Raw genomic sequence first — 16419 nt, forward strand, 5'->3', positions numbered from 1 at the left:
GCTGAGCATGACTAACCACGAGGTCGAGGTCCTGGCGATCGGCGCCGGCCCCTCCAACCTGGCCCTGGCGGTGGCGATCGAGGAGTCCGGTGCCACCGGACTGGCATCCGACACGCTGATACTGGAGCAGCACCACGACGTGGTGTGGCAGCGCAACCTGCTGCTGCCGTTCGCCCGCAGCCAGGTCTCCTTCGTCAAGGACCTGGTGACGCTGCGCAACCCCCAGAGCCGGTTCTCCTTCCTCTCCTTCCTGCACGCCAAGGGCCGGCTCGACGAGTTCGTCAACCTCGGCACCTTCAACCCCTTCCGCCGGGAGATCTCCGAGTACCTGCAGTGGGTGGCCAACTCCCTGGACCACGTGGGAGTGCGCTACAACTCCCGGGCCCAGAGCGTCGCCCCGCGCAAGGCCGACGACGGCACCGTGATCGGCTGGCGCGTCACCCTGACCGACGGCGACACCGTGGACGCCCGCGACCTGGTGGTCGGCACCGGCCGCGACGCCAACATCCCCGCGGAGTTCGCCGATCTGCCGCACGACCGGCTGATCCACAGCACCCAGTACTCCACCCGTATCGCCCAGTACCCGATCGACCGCCCGGTACGGGTGGTGGTGATCGGTGCCGCGCAGAGCGCCGCCGAGATGTTCGTCGCCGTCCACCAGGACCTGCCGCTCAGTCAGCCGACCCTGGTGCACCGCTCGATCGGCCTGATGAACTACCAGACCAGCAAGTTCGTCAACGAGCTGTTCTTCCCGTCCTTCATCGACGAGTTCCACGGCAGCTCCCCGGACGCCCGCAAGCAGATCCTGGACGAGGTCCACCTCACCAACTACGCGGGTCTGGCGGCTCCGTTCCTCGACGAGATGTACATGAAGCTCTACGAGCAGAAACTGACGGGCTCGCAGCGCTCCGCCGTCCGGTCGATGACCGAGGTGATCGCGGCCCGCGAGGAGGACGGCGAGGTCGTCCTCGAACTGCGCGACCGCAGGACCGGCCGCGTCGAGATCCTCCGCTGCGACCTGGTCCTGCTCGGCACCGGCTACGACCAGCGCATGCCCGCGATGGTCCGCAGTCTGGCCGGCCAGGTGGGCGTCGACCACGTCGAGGTGAACCGCCGCTACCGGGTGGACCTCGGCGAGGCCCGCGCCGGTCTCTATCTGCAGGGCTTCAACGAGCGCACCCACGGCATCTCCGACTCGCTGCTGAGCGTGCTCGCCCAGCGCTCGCACGAGATCACCACCGACCTGCTGGACCGCCGCAGCGTCGGCGCCACGACCGGGGTCCGCTGATGGAGATCCGTCGACTGGACCGCGCCAACCTGACCCCCGCCTACGGCATCGAGGGCGAACGCCTGCAGCCCTGGGACGCGCTCAACGCCCCCTTCGAGGGCGCCTGGTGCGTGGTCCGGGCCGGCGGTGAGTCCACCCCGCACAGCCACCACGAGTACGAGATCTTCATCGCGCTGAGCGGCCGTGCCGCCCTGGTCGTGGACGGCGCCGAGCGCGAGTTCGCCGCCGGAGACATCGTCCACCTGCCGCCGGGCTGCGACCACAAGGTGGTCAACGGCTCCGCCGAGGACTTCGAGTACTACGGGATCTGGTGGGACACCGACATGTCGGAGAGCTTCCTGACCCGCCATCAGAAGGAGAGCACAGCATGAGCAAGCGCGTGGCGGTGATCTCACCCGCCCCGACCGCCAACGGCGACCTGCACCTCGGGCATCTGGCCGGTCCGTTCCTGGCCGCCGACGTCTTCACCCGCTACCAGCGTGCCGTCGGCCGGGAGACCGTCTTCGGCACCGGCGCCCAGGACACCTCCACCTTCGTGGTCACCACCGCCCGCCGGCTGGGCACCACCCCCGAGGCCCTGGTCGCCGACTCCACCGCCAGGATCGAGTCCACCCTCGCCGCGATGGGCATCGAGGTCGACGGCTTCACCCGGGACGAGGAACGCTTCACCAAGCAGGTGCTGCGGTTCGTCAGCCGGCTCCACGACGAGGGAAAGCTGGTCCTGCGGCCCACCCTGTTCCCCTACGCGCCGAGCACCGGGCAGTACCTGGTCGACGGCTTCGTCAAGGGCGGCTGCCCGAACTGCCTGGCCGAGGGCTGCGCCGGGCTCTGCGAGAGCTGCGGCCACCCCCTGGCCGCCGCCGACCTGATCGACGCCCGCTCCGCCGAGAACCCCGAAGAGGTCCTGGAATGGCATGAGATCCCGGTCCTGGTACTGCCGCTGGAGGAGTACCGGGGACGGCTGCGGGAGTACTTCGCCACCACCGGCGCCGCGCTGCGGCCGCACATGGCCCAGGCCGTCGAGGAGATGCTGTCCCGTCCGCTGCCGGACTTCCCCCTCACCTACCCGATCTCCTGGGGCATCCCCGCCCCCTTCCCCGAGGTCGCCGGACAGTGCGTCAACCCCAACGCCGAGACGATGGCCTGGTCCATCTACACCACCGGCCTCTCCGCCGAAGCACGCGGCGAGGTGCTGACCGAGGACGACCAGCTCTGGTGGCCGGAGTCCGACACCGAGGTCGTCTACTTCCTCGGCTTCGACAACACCTTCCCGTTCGCCATCGCCGGGGCGGCCATGCTGCTCGCCCTGCACGACCGGTACGCCCTGCCCGCCGGCTTCGTCACCAACGAGTTCTACGAACTGGAACACCAGAAGTTCTCCACCAGCCGGGGCCACCTGGTCTGGGGCCAGGAGCTCGCGGACAGACTGCCGCGGGACATCGGCCGCTACCACCTGGCCGCCACCAGCCCCGAGAACCAGCGCACCAACTTCGGCTGGTCGGCCCTGGCCGCCGTCACCGGAGCCCGGCTGGTCGAGCCGTGGAACCGGGTGGCCGCCAAGGCCGAACGCTGGGCCGGGCAGACCCTGCCGGTCTCCGCCGCCTCCCGTGAGGCCGCCGCCCGGATCACCGCACGGTTCGCCGCCGCCTACGAACTCGACACCTTCAGCCTCGGCCGGGCGGCGGAGACGCTGGCCGAACAGCTGGGCCGGCTGGACCGCTGGGAGGTCACCGACGCACAGGCCGGCGACTTCTTCCACCAGGTGCGGACCGTACTGCGGGGCGCCGCCCCCATCCTGATCGACCTCGCCGAACGCGCCGGCGTCGGCACCCGCCTGACGTACGACGACCCGACGACCGAGGTCACCGTGGGGCAGCTGCCGCGGCTGGACGGCGAGGCGATGTAGATGGCCACCGACAGACGACGCGTAGTGGTGGTCGGCGCCGGGGTGACCGGACTGCTCTCGGCGGTGCGCTGCGCACTGGCCGGACACCACGTCACGGTCCTCGACCGGGACGCCATCCCGAACCCCGGCTCCACCTCCTTCGACCAGCACCGCGCCGTCCGCGCCCTCGACCTGACCGACCGCGCCGCCTCCCGGCGGGTCGCGGTGGCACACCGCCGCTGGATGGCGCTGGAGGCCCTGACCGGGTCCAAGTTCTACCGCCGGGTGGGCATGATCACCGCCTGGGCCGCCGACGAGGTGGACGAGGTGATGGCCGCCGCGGCCGCCGCCGACCTGCCCGTCAGCGTGGTCGACCCGGACTCCGTACCCCACGTCCGCTTCCCCGAGAACACCGTCGGGGTACTGGAACGCCACGGCGGCGTCCTGCTCGCCGACCACGCGCTGCAGGTGCTCGTCCGCTGGCTGAACGAGCAGCCGAACGTCACCCTGCGCCCCTGGCAGCAGGTCAAGGCGGTGGATCCGGAGACCGGCCGGGTGTATCTGCCCGACGCGGAGTTCCTGGACTCCGACCTCACCCTGATCGCCACCGGCCCCTGGTCCAAGGACCTGGTCGACCTGCCGATGGTGCTGCACCGCCAGACCCTGGTCTACCTCAAGCCGCCGGAGCAGCTGGCGTCGGCCTGGGAGAACACCCCCGGGATCGGCCGGATCGGCACCTCGGGCCTGGCCTGGCTGCTGCCGCCCGGCGACGGGACGCTCCTCAAGGTCAGCTCGGCCTCGGTCTGCCGGGAGGCGGACGCGGTCACCACCGGCTCCTCGGTGGAGGAACGCCGGTGGGCCGAACAGGTCCTGGCCGAACGGTTCCTGACCGACCCCGACCGCTACAGCGTGATCGCGGTCAAGCGCTGCCACTACTTGGTGGACGCCGAGACCGGCGCCGCCCACCTGGTCAAGATCGGCCCGCACACCTGGGCGAGGACGGCCAGCGGCGGAGACGGCTTCCGTACCGCCCCGCTGGTCGCCGAACGGATTCTCGAAGCACTCACCACTGACTTCCGGGAGGAGACGATATGAGCGCCGAAGACCGCGTGCTGCTGGTGATCGGCAGCGGACTCAAGGTCTACCGCGAGTACCTGATCGAGTCCGCCGCCCGCCGGGCGGCCGAGCTGGACCTCAAACTGGTCCTGGTCAACAACCTCAAGCCCACCTGGCAGGCCGGCTACTTCGACGAGATCACCGTGGCCAACGTGTTCGACCACGACGAACTCCGCGCCGCCGCCAGGGAGATCGCGAGCCGCCGTACGGTGGTCGGGCTGTTCTGCTACGACGAGCCGCTGGTGATGCCGGCCGCCGAACTCGCCGCCGAGTTCGGGCTCCCGGGCCTCGGACTGGCCGGCGTGCAGGGCTGCCGCGACAAGCACCGGACCCGGTCCATGCTGACCGCCGCCGGCCTTCCCCAGCCCGGCTTCGAACTGACCGACACCCTGGAGCAGGCCCGTGAGGTCGCCGCCCGGATCGGCTACCCGGTGGTCGTCAAACCACGGGCGCTGGGCGCCTCGATGGGCGTCGTCCTCGCCGAGGACGAGACCCAGCTGGAGCGTGCCTACCTGGTCGCCTCCAACGCCAGCCTGGTCGGCGACGAGCCCTTCCGGGGCGGCGCGATCGTGGAGGGCTACGCCCGGGGTCCCGAGATCAGCATCGACGGCGTCGTCCACCAGGGCGAGTACCGGGCGCTGTTCGTGGCCCGCAAGGAGACCGGGCACTACCCGTACTTCGAGGAGGTGGGCCATGTCGTGGACGCGGCGGACCCGCTGCTGCGGGACCCGGAACTGATCGACGTCCTGACCAAGGCCCACGAGGTGCTCGGCGTCGAGAACGGACTGACCCACACCGAGGTCAAGCTCACCTCGTACGGCCCGGTGATCATCGAGATCAACGGCCGGCTCGGCGGCGACCTGATCCCCTTCCTCGGCCGGATCGCCACCGGGATCGACACCGGCGAGGTGCTGGTGGAGGTCGCGGCCGGACTCCGCCCGGACACCGCCTTCACCCGGCACGAGGTCGCGGGCATCCGCTTCGGCTACCCGGAGGAGGACTCCACCATCCACGCGGTGCGGGTGCCGACCGGACTGCCGGGCCTGGTGACCGCCTCACCGATGGTCGAACCGGGCACCGAACTGCGGCTCCCGCCCGGCGGATACCTCTCCCGGCACTCCTTCGTGGTCTGCGCCGGCGAGGACACCGGGACCTGCCGGGAGCGCCTCGGCGCGGCCATCGCGGCCGTCGAGCTGGACACGGACCCGCTGGAGCGCAAGGACGTCGCCGCACGGCTGGAGATGCCGGCCGGGCTGCTGGACGCGGACGTATGAGCATCGACTACAACGGCCGCCAGTTCCGCAAACTGGCCGCCGCGGACGGGGTGACGGCCCAGTACCACCAGAAGGACGACCTGGTGTGGGCGGACTTCGCCGGAGGCCAGGTGCGCCGGGGGAGCGTGAACGGGATCTGCGAGCCGGACGGCACCCTCCGCCTCGCCTACACGATGGTGCTGGACGGCGGCGAGGTCATCGCCGGAAGCACCGTCAACACCCCTGAACAGGACATCGAGTTCGGTCTGCTGCTCCGTGAGGAGTGGAAGCGGTACACACCGCGCTCCGAGACCGGCGTCTCGTACCTGACGGAAGTGACGGAACCGGAGGAAGCGGGATGACCGACTGGCAGGGCCTGCGCGAGCGGGTCGACGGAACGGTGCGGCTGCCGGGGGAGCCCGGCTTCGACGAGAACAGCGGCGCCTTCAACAAGCGCTACGCGGACATCCGTCCGGCCGGGGTCCTCTCGGTGGCGAGCGTCGCGGACGTCACCCGGGGCATCGCCTGGGCCCGTGAGCAGGGGCTGCCGGTGGTGGCCCGCGGCGGCGGCCACAGCTACGCCGGCCAGGCCGCCACCCCGGGACTGGTGCTCGACCTGCACGGGCTCAACACCATCACGGTGGACCGCGAGCGGGAACTGGTCACGGTCGGCGGCGGAGCCCGCTCCGGCGAGCTGTACGCCGAACTCCAGCGCCACGACCTGGCGGTGCCGCTCGGCAACTCGGACGAGGTCGGCATCGGCGGCCTCACCCTCGGCGGCGGCGTGGCCGCGGTCTCCCGCGCCTTCGGTCTGACCTGCGACTCCCTGGTGGAGACCGAGATCGTCCTCGCCGACGGCACGCTCGTCGTCTGCGACGAGACCCGCCACCCCGACCTTTTCTGGGCCTGCAAGGGCGGGGGCGGCGGCAACTTCGGGATCAATGTCTCCTTCACCTTCCAGGCCCGTCCGACGGTCGACAGCTCCACCTGTCTCGTGGTGTGGCCGATGGACGACGCCGAGGCGGTCCTGCCGGTGATGCAGCGCATCATGCGGGACGCGCCGGACCGGTTCGCCGCACGGATCGGGGTCAACCGGTCCGGGGACGACGACGGGGTCGTCTCGGTGATCGGCCAGCACCTGGGCCCGGCCTCGGAGCTGCGCGCGCTGCTGGCGCCCGCGCTGGAGACCGGCAAGCCGTCCACCGTGGAGATCGAGGACCGCGGCTACTGGGAGGCCAAGGACTACCTGCGCCACGAGACCTCGGGGGACCCGTTCGCGGTCCGCACCCGCACGGTCGGCGAGCCGCTCACCGAGGCCGGCGTGGACACCATGCTGACCGCCCTGCGCAAGTGGCCCGGCAGCGGCAACCCGGACGGCGCCGGTATCGCCCTGTTCACCTGGGGCGGCGCCATCAACCGCGTACCCGTCACCGAGACCGCCTTCCCCCACCGGGACGTCCTCTTCCTGGTCTCCATGGACACCTCCTGGTCCACCGACGACCCCGGCGAGGTGCGCCGCGCCAACCTCGACTGGCTGACCGAGCTGCACACCGCGATGGGCGCCCACGCCCGGGACGCCTCCTACGTCAACTTCGCCGACCCCGACCTGTCCGAGGCCCAGGCCGCCTACTTCGGCCCCAACCTGCCCCGGCTCCGCGAGATCAAGCACCGCTACGACCCCGAGCGGGTCTTCACCTTCGCCCAGGCCGTCTAGTTCCGAGGAGAAGCCGTCATGTCACCCGATCTGCGCGGCACGATGCGCAACTTCGCCACCGGAGTCTGCGTCGCCACGACCTACACGGACCGCGGGGGCCTTCGCCGCCACGACGCCGTCACCCTCAACTCACTGACCTCCGTCTCGCTCGACCCGCCGCTGGTCTCCATGTCGCTGCACCGCGACTCCCAGTTCCTGGGCGATCTGCTGGAGACCAAGAAGTGGGCCGTCTCCATCCTGGACAGCGACGCCGAGCCGCTGGCCCGGCGCCTGGCCAAGGGCCGCGACGCCCGAGCCGGAGCCGTCGCCGAACTGGAGGCCAACCCCGGCCCCGCCACCGGCGCCCTGATGCTGGACGCGCAGAGCAGCCTGGAGTGCGTGCTCTGGGACAGCTTCGACCTCGGCGACCACACGATGCTGATCGGCGAGGTGGTCTCCACCGGCGTCCGCGACCAGCAGCCTCCCCTGCTCTTCCTGCACGGCAACTTCCACCAGCTCGCGACCGCCACCGGCAAGGAGTCCTGACATGACGCACACCCAGGCGATTCCCAACACCGCCGCCGAGATCCTCGCCGCCTCCCGTGCCCTGGCCCCGCGACTGCGTGAGCGCGCGGTCGAGATCGAGCAGAACCGCCGCCTCCCCGCCGACGTGGTCGAACTGATCCGCTCCACCGGCGCGTTCCGGATGGGCTTCAGCAAGGCATGGGGCGGCCCGGAGCTGACCTCCGTCGAGCAGACCGAGGTGGTCGAGGCCCTGGCCTACGGCGACTCCTCGGCCGGCTGGGCCGTGATGATCGGGATGGACTCCGGCCTCTACGCCTCCTTCCTCGACGAGACGGTCGCCAAGGAGATGTTCCCCCGGCTGGACATGACCACCGCCGGCCTGCTCTTCCCCACCGGCCGGGCCGAACGCGTCGACGGCGGGTACCGGCTGACCGGCAAGTGGCAGTTCGGCAGCGGCATCACCCACGCCGACTGGGTGATCTCCGGCGCCTTCATCTACGAGGACGGCGAACCGTACCTGGTCGACGGCGCGCACGACTCCATCCTGCTGATGGTGCCGCAGGCCGAGGTCGAGATCATCGACACCTGGAACACCACGGGCCTGGCGGGCAGCGGCAGTTGCGACTACGCCATCCACGACGTGTTCGTCCCCGAGGGGCGCACTCTCACCTTCGGCACGGTGCGCAACGGCGAGGGCCCGCTGGCTCAGCCCGAGGTGCACATGCGGAACATGCCCGGTGTCCCGCTCGGCGTCGCCCGGGCCGCGCTGGACTGGGTGCGCGAGCAGGTGGTGGCCAAGTCCCCGCCCGGCGGCGGTGGCTGGGCCGACAACTGGCGCATCCAGGTCGGACTGGCCGAGTGCGAGGCCGACTTCAACGCCACCCGCGCCGCGGTCTACGCAGCGATGGAACGCCAGTGGGAGGTGCTGGCCGCCGGCGGCACCCTCGACGACCTCACCCCCGACGAGCGCGCCGCGCTGCCCCTGTCCCGGCTGCACGCCTTCCGTTCCGCCCGCTCCATCGTGATGCGCCTGTACGACCTGATGCAGACCGCCTCCATCTACAAGCCCAGCCCGCTCGACCGCTGGCTGCGCGACACCATGACGATGTGCCAGCACGTGGTGGCCCAGGACAAGATCCTGCAGTCCGCCGGCGCGCACCTCCTGGGCGCCAAGCCCGGCTTCCCCCTCAGCCTCGGCATCACCGGCTGACCGCGCACCAGCGCCCCGTTCACCGCATCCTCACTTCGAAGGGACCCCTCCCATGACCGAACTTCTCGCGCCCGCACTGGAACTGACTGAGCGTCAGGCCCGCACCCGGGACTACGTGATGTGCCGCCCCGACCACTTCGAGGTCACCTACAGCATCAACCCGTGGATGAACCCCGAGAAGCCCACCGACAAGGCCCTGGCCCTCGCCCAGTGGGAGGACCTGCGCGCCCTGTACGTCGAACTCGGCCACCGGGTCCGCACGATCGACGCGGCCCCCGGGCTGCCCGACATGGTGTTCTCCGCCAACGGCGCCCTCGTGGTCGACGGCAAGGTGCTGATCTCCAGGTTCCGCCACCCCGAGCGCCACGCCGAGGCCGGGTTCTGGGCCGACTGGTTCCGGGGCCGGGGCTATACGGAAGTGGTCCAGGCCGCCTTCACCAGTGAGGGCGAGGGCGACTACGTGACGACGGCACGGGCCGTCCTGGCCGGCAACGGCTTCCGCTCCGACCCCCGCTCCCAGGCCGAGGCCCGGGAACTGTTCGGCCGCCCGGTGATCGGCCTGAAACTCGTCGACCCGCGCTTCTACCACCTGGACACCGCCCTGGCCGCCCTCGACGACGACGAGATCGTGTACTACCCCGGCGCCTTCGACGCCGAGAGCCTGCGGGTGCTGGAGAGCCTGTTCCCGAAGGCCGTCCTCGCCGACGAGGAGGACGCCCTGCTCTTCGGACTCAACCTCGTCTCCGACGGCCGCAACGTCATCCTCCCCGAGCCCGCCACCGGCCTGGCGGCCAAGCTCCGCGCCCACGGCTTCCGCACCCACCACGTGGACCTGTCCGAGCTGCTCAAGGCGGGCGGCAGCGTCAAGTGCTGCACGCTCGAACTCCGCCACTGACCCTCGACCCGCGCCCCCCGGCCCCCGTCCCGGCACTGGAGAAGCATCATGACCGAGCAGCAGCCCTGGATCATCGTCGGATACGTCAACATCCTGCCCTACATCAAGGAGTTCGCCCCCAACTCCGTGATCGTCATCGACGAGCCGGACGTGATCCGCAAGCAGGACGTCAAGCAGGCCCTCGAAGGCGCCGAGATACTCCGCGAGCTGATCGAGTGGGAGTACCAGCTCCCCGCCGCCGCGGACGAGTTCTACAACACCTACCCCGACCTCGCCCCGGCCGTGGTGGCCCCGCTGGTCGAGTACGCCACGCCGTTCGCGGCCCGGCTGGCCGAGCGGTACGGCCTGCCCGGGGCGGGCGCCGGAGCGGCCGCCGTCATGCGGGACAAGTCGCTGCTGCGCCGGGTCACCCGGGCCGCGGGTGTCCCCAACCCGGCCTCCCGGGAGGTCACCTCCCCGGACGAGGTACGGGAGTTCGCCGCCGCCCACCCCGGCTCGCTGGTCCTCAAGCCCGCCAACCGGCAGGCCTCCGTCGGCACCAAGGTGCTGCACTCGCTGGACGACCTGGACGCGGCCTGGGAGGAGTGCACCAGCCAGGACGAGGGCGACCGGGTGCCGGACCGGGAGCGTGAACTGCGGATGATCATCGAGCAGTACGTCCGCGGCGCGGAGTACAGCGTCGAACTGCTGGTCCGCGAGGGCGAGACGCTGTTCTCCAACGTCACCGGCAAGCTGCTCTTCCCCGGCCCGCGCCCCGTCGAGCTGGGCCACACGGTGCCGGCCGCCGGCCTCCCGGACGAGCTGAACGACCTGATGGTGTCCCAGACCGAGGCGGTGCTGCGCGCGGTCGGCTTCGGCAGCGGCATGGTGCACTGCGAGTGGATCGTCAGCGACGGCCGCCCGTACCTGGTGGAGTGCGCCGGCCGGTTCCCCGGCGACGGCATCCCGATGCTGATCGAGGAGGCGTACCGGATCGACCTGGCCGGGGCCTTCTACACCGTCATGCGGGGCCGACGCCCGGAGCCGCTGCCGCGGAAGGCGGCGGGCGGCGCCGCGGTCCGCTTCATGGAGGCGGCACCCGGCGAGGTGGTGTCGGTCGACGGCGCCGAGGAGGCGGGCCGGCTGCCGGACGTCCTCTCGCTCTCGCTGCACCTGAAGCCCGGGGACACCGTGCGTGAACTGCAGAGCTCCTGGGACCGCGTGGGCTCGGTGATGACCAGGGGAGCCACGTCGGCGGACGCCCTGCGCACGGCGGAGGAGACGGTCGACGCGATCCGGATCACCACCGTCTGAACACACCCGCACCACGCATGCCGATGCGACCGGGGGCCGAACCAGGTCCCCGCTTCGCCTTTTTCCGGCGCAGGGCGGTGTGCCCCTCGGCTGTGCCCACGCTCCCGGTCCGGCGTGCACGAGCAGGCGGAGAGCGGAACAGCGGGAGCCGTCGAGGTCGCGCTCGCATGGTCGGAGTGCCCACGGGGTATTTCAGCCGACGGGTCCGTGCGGGTGCCGATGGCCGGCTGACTTCTTGGGGGGAGAGCCATGGGACACGGCGCGCTCTTTGTCCTGTTCGACAAGTACAGTCGGCGGGCGCGGCTGAGGCCCGTCCTCATCGCGTTGCTTCCGCTTGCGTTGCCCCTCGCCGCGGCTGCCCCGACCCTGCCCAGGACGCAGTGGCTGTGGTCACTGGTTCTGCTGAGCGGGCTGCCCCTGTTCGCCGACCAACTGGGACGCAGCAGGGGCAAGCGGATCGAGCAGCGGCTCTTCCTGTCCTGGGGAGGAAAGCCCAGTGTGCAGATGCTGCGCTGGCGGGGTCCCACCAACCGGCAGCAACTCGGGTTTCTGCATGCCAGGGTTCAGGAGATCACCGGTCCTTCGCTGCAACTGCCCACCCGACAGGAGGAGGCGGCGGACCCGCAGAAGGCGGACCAGATCTACGATGCCGCAGGGCTGGCCCTGCGGGTCCGGGCCCGCGGACTGCCAGGGGGCGAACTGGTCCTGGAGCAGAACTGCGAGTACGGGTTTCGCCGCAATGTGCTCGGGTTGCGCCCGTACGCCCTGCCCGTCGCCTCGGCAGGACTGCTGGCCGTAGTGGTCTGGATGTTCACCGCGCCCGGATTCCTGGGCCGGCCCGGCATCCCGTTGCTGGCCGTGCTCTTGGCGATGGAGTCACTCCTGGTGGCTTTCCAGGCGCTGCTGGTGCGGACGTCCTGGGTCGAGTCGGCGGCCTGGGCGTACGCGGAGCGGCTGCTGGAGACCGCGGCGCTGCCCGGCCCCCAGGCGCTGTCCACGGACCCCGCGTCCGGCGCCACGGCATCATGACGATCTGTCAGACCCGGCAGAGCACCGGTCCGGGCGCGGTCCATGCGTGCCCGGGGCCCGCGCACCCCAGGCGGAAGCGACGTCGAGCAGCGCCACGGCCCACCGGAGGTTCGGCTTGGGCTGCCCGGCGTGAGGGACGTGGGCGTGCACACGCGAAGACGTCCGCGGCGTGGTGGTGCGTGTGGAACAGGGACGGGCCGGCCTTGTCCGGCGCACTCGAGCGGGACCGGGCCGACCTCACCGGACTCGAAGCGGTGCCGCCCTGCCCGGCGGCACGATTCTGTCGTGTCGCACGTCGTGTCTCAGCTCCGGAGACGGCCGGTACGGAAGCCGCCCCCGCCGGGCCCGGCCCGAACCGTCCGGTCGCATCAGTGAAGGCTTCGGCGGCGCATGGAACACCAGGTGGGCCGGGTGTGATCCGGGACGCGTTCCTCTCGGGCCCCGGACAGTCGACAGAGCCCTGGCCCAGTCGTCGGGAATCCCGGCCCGCCGCAGATCCGGCTCAGTGCCATGAGAGAGCCGACGCGGTGGGGCGGGCTGCCGGGGAAGGATGCGGAGGCGCCGGTGGGCAACGGGGGAGACGCTGACATCGCGGAACCGGAACGCGCCGAGAGGGAACTGAGATCGGCCGAGGCCGCGGGCGCCGGGAGCGAGCTGCTGACGCGGCTGCTCGTACAGCTGAGCGATGCGTACCGCCGACGGTTCTGGAACCTCGGAAACGTCGCGGACCTCGACCGTGCCGTGGCCGGATACCGGCGCGCCTGCGACACCGGCCGGCACGACCCGGCGGAACGTGCCAACGACCTGGCGGTCGTGCTCACCGACCGCTACGACGTGACGGGCGACCTCGACGACCTCGCCGCCGCGACGACTGCGGCCGAGACGGCTGTGGCCGGTGCGCCGGAGGGATCGGTGGCCTGGGCGCGGTACGCGGCCACCTCGGTGCTGTGCCTGTGGGACCGCTACGACGCCACCGGTTCCCTCGACGACCTCGACGCGGCGATCGATCTCGGGACCCGCGCCCTGGCCACCCTTTCGCGCGAGGACCGCGCCTGGGCGCGGCTCTGCAGCAACGTCGGCATGCTGCGGATGGACCGCTACACACGCCACGGCACGGACGAGGACCTCCAGGAGGCCGTCGCACACGCGCGGCGTGCGACCACGCACGCGTACGAGGACGACCCCGAACTGGGCGGCTGGTACAACAACCTGGGCAGCGCGCTGTTGGCCCGGTTCGGCGCGAAGTTCCCCGAACGGGCAATGCCACGGCCGGGCGCCTCCGTCGACCTGGAGGACCTGGAGGCAGCCGTGGCGGCGTACCGAAAGGCCATCGAGGAGTCCCCGTGGGGCGTCGCGGGCCGGGCCACGTTCCTGGCCAACCTGGGCAACGCCTTGTCGGACCTGGGCGAGATGTACCGCCTGGGCGGACAGCCGGAGCACAGCCGGCCCGCGCTCCGGGAGGCGGCGGACGTCCTCGCCGAAGCGGTTTCTCTGACCCCGTCCACCGCGCCGTATCTGGCGAGTCGGCTGAACGTACTCGGTGAGGCGTGGCGCGTCATCTCCGAGGAGACAGGTGAGCCCGGTGACATTGCCACGGCGCGTGACTCCCTGCGGAAGTCGTGCTGTGCGGGCCTGGTGACAGCCCCCGAGATGACGGTGGCCGCAGCCGACAACTGGATGCGCTGGGCCGTACGGCGCTCGGCATGGGACGAGGTGGGCGAGGCCGACGGTTACCTGCTGCGGGCGGCGGAGACCCTGCACAGGGCCCAGTCGCTGCGCCGTCACCGGGAGGCATGGCTCGTCGCGTGGCGCGGGCTCACCCAGGAGTCGGCGTACGCGCTGACCATGAGAAAGTGTGCGGCGGACGCGGCGGTTCGTCTGGAACGCGGCAGGGCCGTCCTGCTGAGCGAGGAGCTCGGCCTCGCACGCGCGTCCTCGGAGCGGCTGCCGCAGCCGCTGCGCAACCGCTACACCCATGCCCTGGGACGGCTTGAGGCCGCACTGCGGGGCATGGAGTGACCACCGTGGGGACGGCGGATTCCGGCATCGCCGTGATCCTCCGCGCCTACCTCGCGGAGGACGACTACCACCGCGCGGGCGCCCTCGTACGGGCCCACCCCGAACTGCTGGGCGACACGGCGGCAGCCGCCCTCGGGCGAATGGCGAACCAGGGTCCGCGCGCCGTCCGGACGTTGGCCGAACAGCACCTGCGCTTCCTGGACCGCTGCCGCACCGACCCCGACGCGGTCTTTCCCGAGGGCCACCCGGTCATCGACCCCCTGTGCTACGCGGCTGTCGCCGACCGCCACCGGGCGGCGGAGCGGGCCGAGACGGACTTCGAGGAGGCATCATCCCCGGCCGACCGTGCGACCGCCGCCGAGCGGTGGAGCGTGGGGTGGGCCGCAGTCCTGGACGAGGTGGCCCTCGGCGCCGCGCATCCTGCGCTGCGCGCCGCCCTGCTGAACGACGCCGCGCGGGCGCACCTGCTGTGCCACTACGCGGTGGGAGACGGCGGGCTCCTGCGCCGTGCCGCCGCATGGGCGTCGGAAGCGGTCGCGCTGACGCCCCTGACCTCGCCCCGCCTGGCCACCCGGCAGAGCAATCTCGGGCTGGTGCTGCTGGAACTGTCCGAAACCCCGGACACCCTGGACCGGGCGCGGGACCGCGGCACGGCGATGAAGCTGCTGCGCCGCGCCGCACGCACCGCAGCCGTCGGCACCGCTGCGTGGGCGGACTGCCACATGCGGCTCGCCCTCGGCCGGCTGCACGCCTTCTGGGGCGATGGCCGGACGGCCCACCTCGACGTGGCGGTACGTGAGCTGACAGCCCTGTGGGAGACGGGCCCCCGGCAGGCGGACATCGCCCACACCCTTGGCGCCGTGCTGCGCCAGCGGTACGAGGCCCGGGGCCGGGCCGCGGATCTCGACGAGGCGGTGGGGCTGCTGTCGGCGGCCGCCGAGGCCACCCCGGCCACCTCCCCGCACCGCGTGCGCCGGACGCTGGACCTGGGTGTGGCCCTGCTGAACCTGCACCAGCGCAACCCGGCCGACGCGGCCCTCGTCGCGGCAGGCAGTGCGCTGCGCGAAGCCCTGGAGGCAGCGCCGGTGACGTCCCCCGACCGGGTCTCCGCTCTTGGTCACTACTCCGGGTACTGGTATCGCGTCTTCGAGACCGGCGGGGAGCTGGCGGCCTTGCAGGTGGCGCTAGGCCTGGCCCGGGAGGCCGCTGAGGCGTCCGTGGCGCGGGCCGGGGAACGCGCGGCGTGGCTGGTCAACCTGGCGGTGGTCATGGAGGAGATCGCACGCCAGTCCGTCGACCTCGGCCTGCTCGACACAGCGCTCGACACCTTCACCGCGGCACTACGGGCCGATCCCCCCTCCCTCGTCAGGCGTGCCGCGCTGGCCGGCATCGGCGGTGCCCGGCGCGACCGGTTCGCCCTGAGCCAGGACCCCGAGGACCTGCGGCAGGCCGTTCTCCAGTTGGAGCAGGCCGCTCCGGACGGCCCGCCGCGCTCACCGGAGGATGTCCGTATCGCCCTGCTCCTGGCCCTGTCACGGTTCGAGCGCTACGTGTTCACCGAGACCCCGTCCCGTGCAGCACCCGGCGGCCCACCACCGGCCGTGGACCACCACGCCGGCCTGCTCGCGGCGCTCACCTCGGTCCGCTCCCTGGCCCGCAGGCGCACCGTCCCACTGGACCGGCACCGCGTCCGGGCCACGCTGCTCATCGTGACGCTCGCGGCGGCCGAGGCCGGTCTGGTCGAGGCGTCCCTGCCGGCCCTGCGGCGGACCGTACGGCGGATACGAGTCGACGCGCCGCGGACCGACCCCGAGACGCTGCTGTGGATCGGCTCGCTCTGGGGCCGTTGGGCGAGTGGGGAGGGCCGCCCCCGGGACGCCGCCCTGGGCTACCGGATCGCGGTCGAGACCCTGAACGAGCTGGCCCGGCGTCAGGCGGACCGGCACTTCGGCACCTGGTGGCTGCGTTCGGGCGGGCGGCTCACCGGGGAGGCCGCCTACGCCGCCGTGGCCGCCGGCGACCCGCGGGAGGCCGTCCGGCTGATGGAGACCGGGCGATGCGTCCTGCTCAGTGAGGCGCTGCTGCTCAGAGCCATGCAGACGGGCCCGGCGCCCGTAGGACTGCCGCCCGTCCTGCTGCACCGGCTGGCGACCGCCGCCCGTCGGCTCAGGAATCTGGAAGGCCCTGCCCCCCGGCCCGCCGACGCACCCTGA

At 71.8% G+C, this 16419-nt stretch carries 14 protein-coding genes; all 14 read left to right on the forward strand.

Annotation, left to right across the window (positions count from 1 at the left end):
- Positions 1–7 precede the first annotated feature (7 nt).
- The 14 genes from ACZ6BB_RS04965 to ACZ6BB_RS05030 all read left to right on the forward strand — a co-directional run bounded on the left by ACZ6BB_RS04965 (position 8) and on the right by ACZ6BB_RS05030 (position 16419).
- A complete protein-coding gene (locus ACZ6BB_RS04965) occupies positions 8–1288 on the forward strand; it encodes a SidA/IucD/PvdA family monooxygenase (RefSeq protein WP_471613899.1) in 1281 nt (426 codons plus the stop codon).
- The gene (locus tag ACZ6BB_RS04970; protein ID WP_005484439.1) at positions 1288–1659 is read left to right on the forward strand and encodes a cupin domain-containing protein; all 372 of its coding nucleotides are present in this window, start codon (positions 1288–1290) and stop codon (positions 1657–1659) included. Before ACZ6BB_RS04965 ends, ACZ6BB_RS04970 begins: the two co-directional genes overlap by 1 nt.
- Positions 1656–3194, forward strand: coding sequence for a class I tRNA ligase family protein (locus tag ACZ6BB_RS04975; RefSeq protein ID WP_471613900.1), 1539 nt, complete (start codon positions 1656–1658; stop codon positions 3192–3194). The genes ACZ6BB_RS04970 and ACZ6BB_RS04975 overlap by 4 nt, the downstream gene beginning before the upstream one ends.
- Positions 3195–4268: an FAD-dependent oxidoreductase gene (locus tag ACZ6BB_RS04980; protein ID WP_179859962.1), complete on the forward strand. Its 1074-nt coding sequence runs from the start codon at positions 3195–3197 to the stop codon at positions 4266–4268.
- Positions 4265–5563: an ATP-grasp domain-containing protein gene (locus tag ACZ6BB_RS04985; protein ID WP_471613901.1), complete on the forward strand. Its 1299-nt coding sequence runs from the start codon at positions 4265–4267 to the stop codon at positions 5561–5563. Before ACZ6BB_RS04980 ends, ACZ6BB_RS04985 begins: the two co-directional genes overlap by 4 nt.
- Positions 5560–5904, forward strand: coding sequence for an avidin-fold protein (locus ACZ6BB_RS04990; protein ID WP_059080008.1), 345 nt, complete (start codon positions 5560–5562; stop codon positions 5902–5904). Before ACZ6BB_RS04985 ends, ACZ6BB_RS04990 begins: the two co-directional genes overlap by 4 nt.
- Positions 5901–7256: an FAD-binding oxidoreductase gene (locus ACZ6BB_RS04995; RefSeq protein ID WP_471613902.1), complete on the forward strand. Its 1356-nt coding sequence runs from the start codon at positions 5901–5903 to the stop codon at positions 7254–7256. The genes ACZ6BB_RS04990 and ACZ6BB_RS04995 overlap by 4 nt, the downstream gene beginning before the upstream one ends.
- 18 nt (positions 7257–7274) lie before the next feature.
- Positions 7275–7781, forward strand: a complete 507-nt coding sequence (locus tag ACZ6BB_RS05000; RefSeq protein WP_471613903.1) for a flavin reductase family protein — start codon at positions 7275–7277, stop codon at positions 7779–7781.
- 1 nt (position 7782) lies between these two features.
- Positions 7783–8970, forward strand: a complete 1188-nt coding sequence (locus tag ACZ6BB_RS05005; protein WP_471613904.1) for an acyl-CoA dehydrogenase family protein — start codon at positions 7783–7785, stop codon at positions 8968–8970.
- Between the two features lie 52 nt (positions 8971–9022).
- On the forward strand, positions 9023–9865 hold the full coding sequence (gene ddaH, locus ACZ6BB_RS05010) for a dimethylargininase (RefSeq protein ID WP_471613905.1): 843 nt from the start codon (positions 9023–9025) through the stop codon (positions 9863–9865).
- A gap of 48 nt (positions 9866–9913) precedes the next feature.
- Positions 9914–11158: an ATP-grasp domain-containing protein gene (locus ACZ6BB_RS05015; protein WP_471613906.1), complete on the forward strand. Its 1245-nt coding sequence runs from the start codon at positions 9914–9916 to the stop codon at positions 11156–11158.
- 249 nt (positions 11159–11407) lie between these two features.
- Positions 11408–12187, forward strand: coding sequence for a hypothetical protein (locus ACZ6BB_RS05020; protein WP_471613907.1), 780 nt, complete (start codon positions 11408–11410; stop codon positions 12185–12187).
- Positions 12188–12697: 510 nt separating this feature from the next.
- Positions 12698–14206, forward strand: coding sequence for a tetratricopeptide repeat protein (locus tag ACZ6BB_RS05025; RefSeq protein WP_471613908.1), 1509 nt, complete (start codon positions 12698–12700; stop codon positions 14204–14206).
- Between the two features lie 5 nt (positions 14207–14211).
- Positions 14212–16419: a hypothetical protein gene (locus tag ACZ6BB_RS05030; protein ID WP_471613909.1), complete on the forward strand. Its 2208-nt coding sequence runs from the start codon at positions 14212–14214 to the stop codon at positions 16417–16419.

It is taken from the genome of Streptomyces sp. NPDC041108, from assembly GCF_055592645.1.